16 protein-coding genes and 1 tRNA gene are annotated in these 13823 nt (G+C 44.9%); 11 read left to right on the top strand and 6 right to left on the bottom strand.

Annotation, left to right across the window (positions count from 1 at the left end):
- Nucleotides 1-51: 51 nt before the first annotated feature.
- The gene (locus ACTIE0_RS19420) at nt 52-663 is read left to right on the top strand and encodes a CAAD domain-containing protein (RefSeq protein WP_439516955.1); all 612 of its coding nucleotides are present in this window, start codon (nt 52-54) and stop codon (nt 661-663) included.
- A 396-nt stretch (nt 664-1059) separates the two neighbouring features.
- Complete coding sequence (locus ACTIE0_RS19415; RefSeq protein WP_006669927.1) at nt 1060-1569, top strand: hypothetical protein; 510 nt, start codon at nt 1060-1062, stop codon at nt 1567-1569.
- A 50-nt stretch (nt 1570-1619) separates the two neighbouring features.
- On the opposite strand, the gene msrA is transcribed toward ACTIE0_RS19415, so the two are convergent.
- The gene (msrA, locus tag ACTIE0_RS19410) at nt 1620-2051 is read right to left on the bottom strand and encodes a peptide-methionine (S)-S-oxide reductase MsrA (protein WP_006620508.1); all 432 of its coding nucleotides are present in this window, start codon (nt 2049-2051) and stop codon (nt 1620-1622) included.
- Nucleotides 2052-2068: 17 nt separating this feature from the next.
- Here msrA and ACTIE0_RS19405 point away from each other — a divergent pair, with 17 nt between their 5' ends.
- Nucleotides 2069-2197 carry a hypothetical protein gene (locus ACTIE0_RS19405; protein ID WP_006620509.1) on the top strand — a complete coding sequence of 43 codons (129 nt, stop codon included), beginning with the start codon at nt 2069-2071 and terminating at the stop codon, nt 2195-2197.
- A 23-nt stretch (nt 2198-2220) separates the two neighbouring features.
- Nucleotides 2221-2880, top strand: a complete 660-nt coding sequence (locus ACTIE0_RS19400) for an SDR family oxidoreductase (RefSeq protein ID WP_006620510.1) — start codon at nt 2221-2223, stop codon at nt 2878-2880.
- 34 nt (nt 2881-2914) lie between these two features.
- On the opposite strand, the gene ACTIE0_RS19395 is transcribed toward ACTIE0_RS19400, so the two are convergent.
- Nucleotides 2915-3955 carry a sensor histidine kinase gene (locus ACTIE0_RS19395; protein ID WP_006669928.1) on the bottom strand — a complete coding sequence of 347 codons (1041 nt, stop codon included), beginning with the start codon at nt 3953-3955 and terminating at the stop codon, nt 2915-2917.
- Between the two features lie 209 nt (nt 3956-4164).
- On the opposite strand from ACTIE0_RS19395, the gene ACTIE0_RS19390 reads away from it, so the two are divergent.
- Nucleotides 4165-5124, top strand: coding sequence for an MDR/zinc-dependent alcohol dehydrogenase-like family protein (locus ACTIE0_RS19390; protein WP_006620512.1), 960 nt, complete (start codon nt 4165-4167; stop codon nt 5122-5124).
- 9 nt (nt 5125-5133) lie between these two features.
- Here ACTIE0_RS19390 and ACTIE0_RS19385 read toward each other — a convergent pair whose 3' ends face one another.
- From ACTIE0_RS19385 to thyD, 4 genes are all read right to left on the bottom strand, one after another.
- Nucleotides 5134-5403 (bottom strand): hypothetical protein, encoded by a 270-nt coding sequence (locus tag ACTIE0_RS19385; RefSeq protein WP_006620513.1) that lies wholly within the window; start codon nt 5401-5403, stop codon nt 5134-5136.
- 219 nt (nt 5404-5622) lie between these two features.
- Nucleotides 5623-5925, bottom strand: a complete 303-nt coding sequence (locus ACTIE0_RS19380) for a hypothetical protein (RefSeq protein ID WP_006620514.1) — start codon at nt 5923-5925, stop codon at nt 5623-5625.
- Between the two features lies 1 nt (nt 5926).
- Nucleotides 5927-7282 carry a GTP-binding protein gene (locus ACTIE0_RS19375; protein WP_006620515.1) on the bottom strand — a complete coding sequence of 452 codons (1356 nt, stop codon included), beginning with the start codon at nt 7280-7282 and terminating at the stop codon, nt 5927-5929.
- The gene (gene thyD, locus ACTIE0_RS19370) at nt 7282-8202 is read right to left on the bottom strand and encodes a thylakoid membrane protein ThyD (protein ID WP_006669930.1); all 921 of its coding nucleotides are present in this window, start codon (nt 8200-8202) and stop codon (nt 7282-7284) included. Before thyD ends, ACTIE0_RS19375 begins: the two co-directional genes overlap by 1 nt.
- A 79-nt stretch (nt 8203-8281) precedes the next feature.
- Between thyD and ACTIE0_RS19365 the strand changes: the two genes are divergently transcribed.
- The 6 genes from ACTIE0_RS19365 (at nt 8282) to ACTIE0_RS19340 (ending at nt 13391) form a co-directional block, all read left to right on the top strand.
- Nucleotides 8282-9973 carry a DUF3352 domain-containing protein gene (locus ACTIE0_RS19365; RefSeq protein ID WP_006669931.1) on the top strand — a complete coding sequence of 564 codons (1692 nt, stop codon included), beginning with the start codon at nt 8282-8284 and terminating at the stop codon, nt 9971-9973.
- A gap of 44 nt (nt 9974-10017) precedes the next feature.
- A complete protein-coding gene (locus ACTIE0_RS19360; protein ID WP_006669932.1) occupies nt 10018-11256 on the top strand; it encodes a glycosyltransferase family 4 protein in 1239 nt (412 codons plus the stop codon).
- Nucleotides 11257-11333: 77 nt separating this feature from the next.
- The gene (gene rsfS / locus ACTIE0_RS19355) at nt 11334-11774 is read left to right on the top strand and encodes a ribosome silencing factor (protein WP_006620519.1); all 441 of its coding nucleotides are present in this window, start codon (nt 11334-11336) and stop codon (nt 11772-11774) included.
- A gap of 22 nt (nt 11775-11796) precedes the next feature.
- Entirely contained in the window at nt 11797-12297 is a 501-nt protein-coding gene (locus ACTIE0_RS19350) for a CGLD27 family protein (protein ID WP_006620520.1), read from the top strand.
- A gap of 22 nt (nt 12298-12319) precedes the next feature.
- Entirely contained in the window at nt 12320-13273 is a 954-nt protein-coding gene (locus ACTIE0_RS19345; protein ID WP_006669933.1) for an asparaginase, read from the top strand.
- Between the two features lie 44 nt (nt 13274-13317).
- A tRNA-Met gene (locus ACTIE0_RS19340) sits at nt 13318-13391 on the top strand.
- The last annotated feature ends 432 nt before the right edge of the window (nt 13392-13823 follow it).

Genomic DNA, 13823 nt, shown 5'->3' with positions numbered 1-13823 from the left:
GCATCAGGAATGATAAAGGTTCCCTGGCCATCATAACCATGCCGTCTAGCTTTGAGAACTACCGGAGAACCCAAACCAGAACCTGTGGCTGCTAAACCCCCAGAACCCAAACCAGAACCCAAACCAGAACCCAAACCAGAACCTGTGGCTGCTAAACCCCCAGAACCAAAACCAGAACCCAAAGCCGAACCGAAACCAGAACCTGTGGCTGCTAAACCCCCAGAACCGAAACCGGAACCAAAACCGGAACCAAAACCGGAACCAAAACCGGAACCTGTAGCCGCTGCTCAACCTGCTGCTATAACTACCGAACCCACACTTGAGGGGGGTGTAGATATGCCGGAAGTAGATGTAACAGCGATTAAAGAAAAAGTCCTGGACTTTTTCTCGAATTTACCAGAAAACTTTAGTAAGTTTTTCAGTGAATACTACCGTCCGCTAACAACTGTAATTCTGATTATTGTGTTGTTTGTAACGCTGCGGGTGTTAGTTGGGGTGATTGATATTATTAATCAAATCCCCCTAGTTAAACCCAGTTTAGAAATGGTGGGAATTGGATTCTCTGGATGGTTTGTCTATCGCTATTTACTGCGGAGCGAAACTCGGGAAGAACTGGTTAATAAGTGGCGCGAGTTTAAGAAAGATGTGTTTGGGGAAAATTAATACTGTTTAGAGTGACTATTTATCAGGATAATTATTGCTAAAAAATATTGGCATTTATTTACTGGTAAAAATGTTAATTGCCGCTCTAATTACACAACGTCAAACATGGTAAATATCAAGTCCGTTTAATCAGTCAATAACACCTAGCTAAAACGGACTTGATACAACTAGAAGTTAGGTAACTTCCGTATATTATGATTCCCCTGTCTTCAACATAAGACAGGGGATTGTTGTAATCGGGATAGCTATTAATCAGCTATTATTCATGATTCTGTAAGTCTCAAATAGCGCTACCAGACCTTCCCCAGGGCCATGGGGATGATAGCCGGATAATTAAAAGCTAATTATAACTATAATATAGTTATCTCAAATTGTGTGATATAAGGAGACAGACTGATGGAAATTGAGCCAACCAAAAGCATAATATTTAGCTCAATCGTGGCAGTTGTTGGGTTATTTGTCAATAGTTCAGGGGTGGCTTATTCTCAGGGTTCTAACCCAACCGTAATGTTTGAAAACGTGACGCTATCACCGAATTTTGAACCAGATCCAATGATTCTTAGGGGACTGAGTGGGGGTCCGGTGAGGAGTCAAGATATTGCGGGTAGAGAGGAAACGCCAACGGGTCCCTGTATCGGTTATGTGGATCAAAAGCCAGACCATACCCTGGTTTTAACTGAGTTTTTTAACCATCTGAGTCTGACGGTTCAAAGCAATGAAGACACGGTAATTGTGGTTAGGGGACCGGGGGGGAGTTGGTGTAATGATGACTTAATTGGTATGAACCCAGGAATTATCGGTCAGTGGTTATCTGGTAGGTATGAAATTTGGGTGGGTTCCTATGAACCTAATAGCTATCACCCATATATAATTGAAATTACTGCTAGGAGGTCTTCTGAGAATTGATCATGATGACCATTGACGCAGTGGATTGATTGGCGATATAGTATCTAATTTTAGGGACCACCGGAACCGGGGTAAAATTCGGATGCGGGTTTAATTTCGGTAACAATAGGTCGCGGATAGGTTCCTGATATTTGCAGTTGATGTTTGGATTTTCTGGCGATTTGTTCCTGTTGGGAATTATGATAAAAAATTGCTGATCGGTATTGTTCACCTCGGTCAGGACCTTGGCGGTTTAGGGAGGTGGGGTCATGAATTTGCCAAAAGACTTCTAATAGTTGTTCGTAGGAAACTACATCAGGATTATATTGAAGCTGTACGACTTCTGCATGACCCGTAATTCTAGCGGCTACGTCTAAATAAGATGGGTGGGGAAAATGTCCCCCCATATATCCGGTGACGGTTTCTATCACGCCGTTGATCTGACTAAATTTGTCGGCGACTCCCCAAAAGCATCCGGCTGCAAAGGTTGCGGTTTCTATCATATTGATGATCAGGGTTTATGGGAATTATGTATTTTGATTATATATCTGATTATATATCTGATTATATAAGTGTTCAGGTAGCTAAATTTGAAAAATTTTGGCGATCGCCTACTCAAAACATCGCCAAACCCGCTACAACAAGATAAGAGAGTTTGATAATTGAATCCTAATGGCAACTTATTTAGTTACGGGTGCTACCGGAGGAATTGGTTTAGAATTTTGTCGTCAATTATGCGATCGCCAAGAAACTGTGATTGCAGTCTGTCGCCATTCTAGCGCCGAATTAGAACAATTAGGGGTGCGAGTCGAGTCTGGGTGTGATATCACCTCCCCAGAAGCCGTCAGTAAGTTAGCCTCCAATTTAAAAGGTAGCACTATTGATGTACTGATTAACAACGCGGGTATTTTAAAGCGTAACACCCTGGAAAACCTGGATTTTGATAGTATCCGCCAACAGTTTGAAGTCAACGCCTTGGGACCCTTGAGAGTCACTCAGGCTTTACTCCCTCACCTCCAGTCTGGCTCAAAAATTGCTATAATCACCAGTCGCATGGGTTCTATTGGTGACAATACCTCTGGGAGTTCCTATGGTTATCGAATGTCTAAAGTAGCCGTAAGTATGGCGGGAAAATCTCTCTCCCATGACTTAAAACCCCGAGGAATTTCTGTAGGTATTTTACACCCAGGCTTAGTCAGAACCCGCATGACTAACTTTACAGGGATTACTCCCACCGAGTCAGTACAGGGACTATTAGCCAGAATTGCTCAACTCAACTTAGATAATACTGGCACATTTTGGCACGCTAATGGTGAGGTACTTCCCTGGTAATCTGTAGGGTAGTTTAATCAGGTAATATTAATGGCTAATCATACTTAATATTACTATCATCAATTTCCGATTCTTGATCAGCTAGGGGTAGCAGAATTTCTACGGTAGTTCCTTGGTTTCTTCCGGGACTGTTTAAATAAATGCTACCCCCCATCATTTCCACCAAATTTTTAGATATCATTAAACCGAGTCCCGTACTTCCTTGAGGATTAGTGTTAGACTCATTTTCTACTTGAAATGCCTCAAAAAGTCGGTGTTGATTTTTCGGCTCAATACCAATTCCGGTATCTTGAACAGTGATAACTGCCATAGTGATTGGGGAGTCGCTGGGATTAGATTTCACCTGTCGCAGTTGAGTAATAATCGTAATATTACCACGGTCTGTAAATTTAATGGCATTACCAATCACATTAATCAAAACTTGTTTTAATTTGTTGGGGTCGGCTTTAATTTTAATGCCTTGAAAAAAATCTTGTCGGTAAAGCTGTAGATTTTTCTTGCGAAAATTGCCGAACTGTAAATAAATAGCAGCGGTTAGAGATGCGTGCAAATCAATAGGCTTTAACTCAATTGAGACTTTCCCCGCTTCAATTTTTGCTAAATCCAAAACCTGATTAATGAGGTTAATTAAATGCAGAGAAGACTGATAGGCTTGTTGCAGCAGTTCGGTTTCTTCGTCACTGTTATCATATAACTCATCAAGTAACAGTTGCAGAGAACAGATAATGCCATTGAGGGGTGTTCGCAGTTCATGGGATGTTTGCCTCAGAAATTCATCTTTGCGGAGATTACTATTGTTAAGGCGGATATTTTCCAGTTCAATATTATTGAATTTTTCGGTTAAATTCTGCAAACTTTTTTCTAGCTGAGTTTGTTTTAAATGCCCCGAATCGCGCAGGTCTTGAATATGATTCTCTAAATCCTGTTTCTCTTGATGCCACTTTTGTTGTTTTTGGTAACTATGCCAAGCTATTCCAGCAGCTCCTAACACGGAAATCAAGCTAATCACAAAAGGCAGCAGATTATGACTCGATAAAAAATAAACAGAGCCATATAATAAAGAAATAACTGTCATCAGACCAAGAGTAGTAATTGTCAGACCAGACCTTGATAATATATTTTGTGTGAGCTTTTTCGGCATCAGTGCTACCCACCAACTCACCACCTGAGTGGTGCCCTTTAGTAAAAATTTACTGTGCTTCTATTCTAGGTGACAAATTCCCGGTTGTCGGTAAATTTAAAGATTGACTAAAATATAGCAAACGTTACTGATTAGGTAGAACCATGAAAGCAGTTTGGCTGGAACATCAGCAACTGGAACTCCGCACCGACATACCCACGCCTACACCGAGTCCAGGAGAGGCATTAGTGCGAGTCCTGCGAGCCGGGATTTGCAACACTGACCTAGAATTGCTTAGGGGATATTATCCCTACCAAGGCATTCCGGGCCATGAATTTGTCGGTGTGGTGGAACAAGGTCCCCCTAATCTTCTGGGACGGCGGGTGGTGGGAGAAATTAACGCCGCCTGTGGGAAATGTAGATTTTGCCTGACTCAACAACCCACCCACTGCGAAAATCGCACTGTTCTGGGTATAGTTAACCGTAATGGTGCATTCGCTGATTATCTCACGCTTCCAGTGCAAAATTTACATTTAGTTCCCCATAGTGTTTCTACGGACGCGGCGACTTTCACGGAACCCATTGCGGCGGCGCTGGAAATTCAGCAACAGCTATCTATTCACCCGGAATGGCGGGTTTTAGTGGTCGGAGATGGCAAACTAGGACAACTAATCGCTCAAACTTTGGCTTTAACGGGTTGTGATTTGTTGGCTGTAGGTCGTCATCGCGACAAGTTACAATTATTAGAAAATAGGGGTATTAAAACGGGATTTGCTGATGCTGTAGTTGACAGGAGTTTTGATTTGGCGGTAGAATGTACTGGCAATCCTGAAGGATTTACGATCGCCCGTCGGAGTTTGCGATCGCGTGGTATTCTGGTCTTAAAAAGCACATATACGGGAAATTTGACTATTGATGTATCTTCTCTGGTGGTAGATGAGATTACTTTGCTAGGTTCCCGCTGCGGTCCTTTCGTTCCGGCTTTGCAACTCTTGGCAGAATTTCGGGTTGATGTGGAACCTTTGATTCAGGCTAAATATTCCTTAGATGATGCGATCGCTGCCTTTAACCATGCTCAAAAGCGGGGAACTTTAAAAGTTTTGGTTGATGTAGCAGGGTCTTGATCTTCTACGTTATTTGGATTCGTAGTCGGGACAGTCGATCGCTTTTTCGGAAAGGGCTATAGTTGGTTGGACGGGACATTTAAGGCGATAATCTCCGGTAAAAAAGCTACAGTTAGCACAGGGGATTTGATGCATGATTTTAGCTCTTTTGATGGTCTGGGCGATCGCTGCTCCGACATTCCAAATCGTGAGGAACATCAACCCCCAAGCGACGACAAAGCATATAGGAACTAAAAAAGGTTCAATAGCCTGAATGAGAAACTGTAAAAATCTCAACACGGTCAATACCTTCTGCTATAAGAATCTGTGAATGAATTAGGGTGAGTTTACCAGTGCTGAGAGTTTCGCGCTTTGAGTAGTTATTAGCTCAACTCAAATCAACCACTGGTACTCCCTTATAGGCGAAGCTGACTAAGCCTATCATGGGAGTATGATGGGAAGTTTATATGATAGCATATCATGGAATTATATCATAGCCCGCAGTGATTGTCTAGGTTTCTAGGGAGAATTCAAGCGATGGTGTAGTGTTCGCAGTTGACTGAGACGTTCTTGGGTGATCATTTCTAAAGCCTTATGCCAATTTTCTTGAGTGAGAGTAGGGGGAGATTCTGAAGCTAAGGTAATATTCCCCGGAACCGAAGGCACTAAGGCGCTATATTCAGGGGGGGAAGAGGGTTCTGTTGATTCTCGGCATTTTTTCCAGGCGAGGAATTGCACAAACGCCTCAAGTTCTTTAATTTCCGGTTCAGACATTTGTTGAATGGTGGCAATAGTTTCGGGCTGTAAGTGTAGAATATTCATGCTATCCAATAAAATCATCAAATTCTTGTCGTAAACGATAAATTACCGTCTCGCGATCGCACTGATTAATAATCTCTTGAATGACGGTATCAATACCATATTCCCCCCAAGTGCAACCCTGTTCTAAGTAAACCTGGGCGGCGCGACCGACAACATAAGTACCATAACCAGCGATCGCAGCTTGAGTAATAGCGGCTCCTGCATAGCCGGGAAAATTAGCCACTCCTACCGCGCCAGTTTTGCCGATTCCTAGGAGTAAACCACTACCGATTTCACCCAATAAAATCGCCCCAGAGCTGGCCAAAATTTGCCGCCATAATTTCCCCGCCTCATAACTGGTAATAGGCAACCCATACAACTTAGCCAAGGCGCGAATTAACAGCAAATCGGCGAAAAAAGCGCCCGCGACATCTAAAAAGGCGACGGGATTGATAGCGACGGCTATGGCTTTATATTGGGTAAACTTCCAGATTAAATCTTCGGCTTCGGCACGGTGTAAACGAACAGTCTGGCGTGCGATCGCTCGGTCAGCTTCCCGCGCTTGAACCAAAGCATTTAAAGCCAAAAGCGATCGCCCTTCCCGATAAACAATAGTAGCGATCGCCCGCTGTAACTCTTGAATTTGAGGCGGTGGCGACTCCCATTCCTGAGTAGTGCGGCCATTTGGCCATTCTACCCGCACCTGTAGGGGGGTAGGTTCAGCAGCGACCCGGACAATTTCTATAGAGGAGGGAACCATAGCCGAACCCCTCACCGCCAACTTTTCCAAATTCCGATAAATCGCCTCCTGTTCAGATTCGGGGTAAAGGTCAATCTTGTTAAATACGATAATCAAAGGTTTTTGGGTACGTTTTAACTCTGCGATCGCCTCATACTCGGTGCGGGTCAAATCCCCCGACACCACAAACAGAATCAAATCCGCCTGACGGCTAACCTCCCGCGCCATTTCACCCCGAATCTGGCCCGCGACTTCATCAAGTCCAGGGGTATCGATTAACTCCACATCAATGGGTTCTACTTCCCGTATTTCTTCCGGTCTCACCGTCCAGCGCACAGACCGCGGCCATTGCGTGACCCCGTGAGTTGGTCCAGTTTGTAGGACTCGCTGACCCAACAAAGCATTCAAAACCGCCGACTTTCCACGACTAACCAAACCAAAAGCGGCGATCCGAATTAACCCCTGGTCTAGTTTTTCCAAATTAGCAGCCAGAGTATCAAGCTGTTCCTGTACTGTAGCTTGTAGTTGGCTACCCCGTGGGTCTGGTTGGCGGCGCATTTGACCATAACGCTTTAACGCCTGCTGTAAACTGCTGCGCGCACGTTGGAAATGGGCGGTGGATGGGTCAGATCGAGACATTAGGCGAGAATCTCCTCTAGGGCTGGTTTCACCGTAGAATATTGATATGGAAAATTGTAGGATTGGGGGCGTAATGGTAACACCTGTTGGCCTTCTAATACTACGATAGCAGCATCTCCTAATAGCATTTCCAGAGCAAAACTAGGCACAGGCAACCAGGAAGGACGATTCATAATTTGGCCCATTTGTTGGCATAGTTCGTTCATGCGGACGGGGTTAGGGGCGGTAGCATTAAGAACCCCCTCAACTTGGGGATTTTCTAAGCTGAAGCGAATTAGATTAACTAAATCGCTAATATGAATCCAGGAAAACCACTGTTTACCGCTGCCCAGGGGTCCCCCGGCAAATAGTTTAAAGGGGGTGAGCATTTTGCCCAAAGCACCTCCCATACCGAGTACAATACCAAATCGTAGGATCACTAAACGGATATCACTGTTTTTCACCGGGGCGGCTGCTGCTTCCCACTGCTGACAGAGGTTGGCTAGGAAATCGTTTCCTGGGGGGCTGCTTTCGTCAAAGGTGGCTGTTTCACTGGTTCCGTAGTAGCCTATGGCGGAGGTACTGACTAAAACTTGAGGTTGTCGGGTGGCTTTGGTGCAAGCCAAGACAAGTTTTTCGGTTTGGATAACTCGACTTTGGTATAGTTCCTGTTTCCGGGCTTCTGTCCAACGTTCATCGGCTATGGGGGCTCCGGCTAGGTTGACTACACCATCACAGCCTGCGATCGCATCTTCCCATGAACCTGACTCGGTGGGAGTATAGCCCACAATCTCTAGTTGGGGGTAGTTGGCTACGGGAAACACCCGCCGCCCTCTGTCCGGGTTACGGGTAAGCACGATAATTTGATAACCTAGGGAGTGGAGTTGTTGGACCAGATGTGAACCCACAAATCCGGTGGCTCCTGTAATTGCTACTTTCATGAAGTCAACTAATAATTAATAATTAATAATTTTTAACTGCCAAGTGTCAACTGTCAACTGTCAACTATCAACTTTGAACATGACCTTAAAAAAGTCTAAACTGATTATGGCTGCTGTGGCGATCGCCTTTACGGGGACGGTGGCGGCGTTGCTTTATCTGCGAACCCTGCGAGTAAGGGTTTATAGCCCAGAAGACAGCGTTCGATTGGTTCCTGAAAATGCACTCATGGCGGTTTTTGTTACCCCTAATCCATCGGCACTCTATTATTTAAGACAATTTGGTAATCAGCAGAGTAGGTATCATATAAATCAGTTTTTGTCAAGTATTAAACAACAGAGTTTAGCCGGAACTTCCCTAAATTTTGACCGAGATATTAAACCTTGGCTAGGGGGAATTTTAGTGAGTGTGTTGCCCTCAGAAAAGTCGGAAGATGCTGATCTACTCATGATATTAGCTATTAAAAATAATTGGCGGGCTAACCAGTTTATGAGTCGGCTAAATGCGGAAGTCAGTGTGTCAGGAAAACCGCCACAATACCGGGGTATTACTATTTATGAATATGGGGAGGATAGTGGTAAAATATACCATATAGCTAGAGTGGGCGATCGCCTGTTAGTAGCAGCTAGTCCCGAACCCATCCAAAAAGCGATCGACACGAGTTTTGGAGAACCTAACTTAGCCGAATTGTGGAAAGGTATAAACGCAGCCGAAACCGCCAATCAAGCCACAACTGATATTAGTTATCCCTTGTCCGCAGCACCATTTCCTACCGAATCCCACATGGTTCCCATGCCCTTAATCACTATTTTTGTGGCAGACTATAACCTATTTTTAGACAAATTATCCGAGTTTTCCGACTCGTCTTGGGAATCTTGGAGTCGGGTATCTAAATTAGCCCCAATTAAATCTGCCATGGTGAGTTTAGGGGTAGAACCAACAGGATTTAGGATGAGAGGGATAATGCAGCAGAGGCGATCGCCAACCCCCGTTAACTCCTCCCCCCAAGTAGGTCAAATTCTTTCCAGATTTCCCTCAGAAACTGTTGCTATGGTGAATAGTCAGGGAATTAATGCACTGTGGTTAAAATTGGTTGACCAAAGCCAAATTGATCCCAGTATTCAAGACATGGTAAAACAGATAAGGTATGGATTGGCCGCTATTGAACTTGATGCAGATGAGGAAGTATTTGGTTGGATGGATGGAGAATTCGCCCTGGCGGCGATCGCCTCCGAAAAAGGGATTCTCGCCCCCCTGGGATTAGGCGGCGCATTGGTCTTAGAAACCAGTAATCAGGCGATCGCCCAAAACACCTTAGACCAACTTGATGAGATTATCGCCCAAAGTAATCCCCCCGTTAACGTCGAACAGCGAACCATTGAAGGGATCGAAGTAACCGAATGGAATGACCCCCAACAAGGAACTCTGTTCGGACATGGATGGCTAACCCCTAATCTCCTATTTGTCGCCTTTGGTGGTCCTGTCGTTGAAGCCATGACTCAGGTTCCTAATCCATCCCTAACAGAAACAACCCGATTTCAGAAAATTACCAAATCTTTACCAGAACCATTACACAGTTATGTTTACTTAGATATGGAAAACCTACTGTCCTGGGCGACAAGCTACCTTCTAGCTGCGCCTGCTGTCGCCCTACCAAGGAGAACCATTAGCCTACTTAACTCAGTCCAAGGAGTTGGTATCAGTACCACTCAACCAACCGATGATCATATCGCTATTGAGGTACTTCTGACCCTAAAACCTAGAAGATACTGAGATGAAGATAGTTGAATTTATTTCCTCAAAATGAGCTGAAAATTATGCGGATCCTAATTTATTCCTACAACTACTATCCTGAACCCATTGGTATTGCTCCCTTAATGACTGAACTGGCTGAAGGTTTAGTTAAACGGGGTCATCAAGTGCGGGTAGTTACCGGAATGCCTAATTATCCAGAACGTCGCGTTTATCCAGAATATCAGGGTAAATTTTATCTGACTGAACAGAGAAATGGCGTAGAAATTCAGCGGAGTTTTATTTGGATTAAAGGACCTAAACCAGGCTTAAAAGCTAGGTTGATGTTAGATGGGAGTTTTATTACTACCAGTATTGTACAAGCATTTAAAGGCTGGAAACCTGACGTGATTTTTGCCACAATTCCCCCGTTACTTGTATCTTTGCCTGTGGCTGTATATGCGAACATTAGACGCTGCCCGGTCGTGTTAAATCTTCAGGATATGGTCTCGGAAGCAGCCATGCGGGTTAAGTTGGTTGAGGGGGATAGCTTCGTGTTGAAGACCGCCCGCAAAGTCGAAGAATTAAGTTATAAAAATGTGAGTCGAGTTAGTGTAATCGCTGAGGGATTTAGGGATAATTTATTACGGCAAGGTGTCCCCGCCGATAAAATTGCCTATATTCCTAATTGGGTGGATACCAAGTTTATTCATCCTTTGCCTAAAGAAAACAACCCCTTTAGGCAAGCCCACGGATTAACCGATAAATTCGTGGTGCTTTATTCTGGCAATATTGCCCTAACTCAAGGGATGGATACTGTGATTAAAGCAGCCGCTAAACTTCAGCATATTAGTGACATTGCTTTTGTGATTGTAGGGGAGTCTAAGGCTTTGGCAAATCTCCAAGAGTTATGTAAGGTTCATCAGGCAGATAATGTGTTATTACGACCCTTTGAACCCCGGGAAAAATTGCCGGAAATGTTGGCGGCGGCTGATGTGGGTTTGGTGGTGCAAAAACGAGATGTCACGGCGTTTAATCTACCTTCAAAAATTCCCGTGATTTTGGCTAGTGGTAGGGCGATCGTGGCATCGGTTCCAGATACTGGGACGGCTAAGGTGGCTGTCATCAAAAGCGGCGGCGGGGTGGTGGTTCCCCCGGAAGATCCCCAGGCTATGGCTGATGCGGTCTTGAAATTATATGGCGATCGCCACTTAGTCGAGGCCTTGGGTAAGCAGGGCCGTAAGTTCGCCGAGGAAGAATTTAGCTTTGATTTAGCTTTGAGTAAATATGAAGCCCTATTTACCGAGGTCAGCAACTCTCGTTAACAGCTAACACCGGATACCTGCACACCGGATCTTCATTCGAGTTGTTAGAATGATCGCATCCGTCCAACCTGTCACTAATGGGGGAATTTTATCGCTTAATGTTTAATAATAGCCATAGTCAATATGCACCAGATGGGTCTACTACCCTTACGGGTCGGGTTGATGACCCCACCCTAGCTACAGCGATCGCGGCGGCGATCGCTGCTGATGATCGCAAAGCCGACAACATTACACTGCTGAAAGTTACTGAAGTTTCCTACTTAGCAGACTACTTTCTGATTGTCACCGGGTTCTCAAATACTCAGGTTAGGGCCATTCATCAAGCCATTATCCAGAAAGTAGAAGAGGAAAACCAGCGACAACCGCTGCGAATTGATGGTCAAAGCGAAGGTTCTTGGATAGTGGTAGACTATGGTGATGTCATGATCCATATTTTGCTACCAGAGGAACGAGAGTTCTATAATTTAGAAGCCTTCTGGGGTCATGCTGAAAAAATTAGCTGGTCTGCACTGACTTAAACCCTAAGCCCTAAAAATACTTATGAGAAAGGTTTCTGTTTCAGTCTGCCCCGTCCCCCCAGAACAACTTCCCATCAATGAATATCAGGAACTCCAAGAATCTTGGTTTTTTAGTTGGGTAACATTACCATGGCCGAAATATCTGGGCAAGTTAGCAACTGTGTGGCTATGGTCCAGTGTAATTTTTGCCCCCGTCGCGGCTGCTAGTTTTGCCCCCCAACGGAGTCCTGTCCATTTTATTTTGAGTGCGGGCGCAGGTTCCACTCTGTTTCTGGCCTTGGTTTTGCTGCGGTTGTATTTGGGATGGTGGTATATCCGATCGCGTTTAATTAGTCCAACGGTTTTTTATGAGGAGTCGGGATGGTATGACGGTCAAACTTGGGTAAAAACTCCTGAATTTATCACCCAAGACCGGTTAATTATTACCCATCAGGTGCAACCCCTCCTATACCGACTTCAACAAACCTGCTATGGTTTAGGGTTGGTTGTGGCTATGGGAGGGATGATTTGGATCGGCATTTAAAATTATTATTGATTCGGAAAATATGACAAGGGGAAAACGTACACACACAGCGGAATTGGAAGTTAAATTGTTGCGCGAGGGGATTACAGAAGCCGTCCATCGCATTCAAGCCGCCGTTTGTGATAACCGGGGTAAACTTCTGTTTCTGGCTGGTAGTCCAGACACTTCTACTTTTGTTCGGTCGGCTTTGAAGCCCTTTCAGGCTTTGGCAATTACTACCACTGGCACTTTAGAACGTTATGATTTGACTGACCGTGATTTGGCGATCGTTTGTAGTTCCCATCACGGACAGATTGAACAGGCTAGACAAGCCTTTAATATTCTGTGGCGCTGTGATATTGACCCTTCTCATCTACAATGCCCTATTCCTCAAGGTAAACGTAGCCCCCTTGAACATGGTTGTTCTGGGAAACACGCCGGAATGCTGGCCGTCTGTCGTCAACGTCACTGGCCTTTGGAGACCTATCTACAGCGTAAACACCCCGTGCAACAATTGATTATCTCCAAGCTGGGAGAACTTTTGGGTATTCCCGGAGATGAGTTTGTCGGCGCTAGGGATGATTGCGGAGCCCCAACTTATCAGATGGAATTGTCTCAGATCGCGACTTTATATGCTCAGTTGGCTTCCGGTGATAATTTGGACATGGAACGCATTGTCCGATCTATGACCCATCACCCCGAGTTTGTCGCCTGTGAGGGACATTTTGATACCGAATTGATGCGATTAACACAAGGGGAACTCATCAGTAAGTCTGGGGCTGAGGGAGTCCAGTGCGTGGGTCGGGTCGGTGAAGGTATGGGATTGGCGATTAAGGTTATGGATGGGGCGAATCGTGCTAAATATGCGATCGCTATTCATCTACTCACTCAGATGGGTTGGATTACTCCCACAATGGCTGAAAACCTCGCTGATAAGTTCATGAGTCTCAATAATTTTAAGCGCTTAGAGGTTAGCGGAGAATTAATTATGATTTAGGGGTTGCAATTTCTCCGCTGTTGGTTTATACTGTATTCATACAGCGCGGGGTAGAGCAGTCTGGTAGCTCGTCGGGCTCATAACCCGAAGGTCAGTGGTTCAAATCCGCTCCCCGCTATTAAACCGAAAACGTTGATATATCTACTGTGGCGGGAGTTGCCTATAATGGTTATCCTACCTAATTACTCAGATATTACTCATAAGCTAGTCCTAACACAGGAAAATAATTCTCTCAATAGGATGATTACTCAGTCAACAAGCACAACTTAATCAATCTGTCAAATACCCATATCACTCCCATAACCGGACGCTGATAGGGTGGTTCCCTTGTGATACCCGTCAAGGGCAAGCCTATCGGTTCGTTCGTCACCATTGACTGCTATCACGGCGGTCACTTCCCCAATAGTGCTTGTTCCGGTTATGGGGGGAGGGTATGTTTCAAAGCCAACACGATAGCCGTAGGTAGCCGTAGGGGGGAACCCGCTAGGGAATCAACGTACAAAGATATCAGACCGCCTTTCAGTATCAGATTATGAAAGTATGGTGGCGA

It is taken from the genome of Limnospira sp. (assembly GCF_051859755.1).
Taxonomy (GTDB): Bacteria; Cyanobacteriota; Cyanobacteriia; order Cyanobacteriales; family Microcoleaceae; genus Limnospira; species Limnospira fusiformis.
This window is presented reverse-complemented; position numbering and strand designations above follow the sequence as displayed.

Coding starts and splice junctions, on each gene's coding strand:
- ACTIE0_RS19365 (WP_006669931.1), top strand. CDS start 8,282: ATGACCTTAAAAAAGTCTAAACTGATTATGGCTGCTGTGGCGATCGCC.
- ACTIE0_RS19360 (WP_006669932.1), top strand. CDS start 10,018: ATGCGGATCCTAATTTATTCCTACAACTACTATCCTGAACCCATTGGT.
- thyD (WP_006669930.1), bottom strand. CDS start 8,202: ATGAAAGTAGCAATTACAGGAGCCACCGGATTTGTGGGTTCACATCTG.
- ACTIE0_RS19380 (WP_006620514.1), bottom strand. CDS start 5,925: ATGAATATTCTACACTTACAGCCCGAAACTATTGCCACCATTCAACAA.
- ACTIE0_RS19415 (WP_006669927.1), top strand. CDS start 1,060: ATGGAAATTGAGCCAACCAAAAGCATAATATTTAGCTCAATCGTGGCA.
- msrA (WP_006620508.1), bottom strand. CDS start 2,051: ATGATAGAAACCGCAACCTTTGCAGCCGGATGCTTTTGGGGAGTCGCC.
- rsfS (WP_006620519.1), top strand. CDS start 11,334: ATGGGGGAATTTTATCGCTTAATGTTTAATAATAGCCATAGTCAATAT.
- ACTIE0_RS19395 (WP_006669928.1), bottom strand. CDS start 3,955: ATGACAGTTATTTCTTTATTATATGGCTCTGTTTATTTTTTATCGAGT.
- ACTIE0_RS19345 (WP_006669933.1), top strand. CDS start 12,320: ATGACAAGGGGAAAACGTACACACACAGCGGAATTGGAAGTTAAATTG.
- ACTIE0_RS19405 (WP_006620509.1), top strand. CDS start 2,069: ATGGGAATTATGTATTTTGATTATATATCTGATTATATATCTGATTAT.
- ACTIE0_RS19350 (WP_006620520.1), top strand. CDS start 11,797: ATGAGAAAGGTTTCTGTTTCAGTCTGCCCCGTCCCCCCAGAACAACTT.
- ACTIE0_RS19375 (WP_006620515.1), bottom strand. CDS start 7,282: ATGTCTCGATCTGACCCATCCACCGCCCATTTCCAACGTGCGCGCAGC.
- ACTIE0_RS19390 (WP_006620512.1), top strand. CDS start 4,165: ATGAAAGCAGTTTGGCTGGAACATCAGCAACTGGAACTCCGCACCGAC.
- ACTIE0_RS19400 (WP_006620510.1), top strand. CDS start 2,221: ATGGCAACTTATTTAGTTACGGGTGCTACCGGAGGAATTGGTTTAGAA.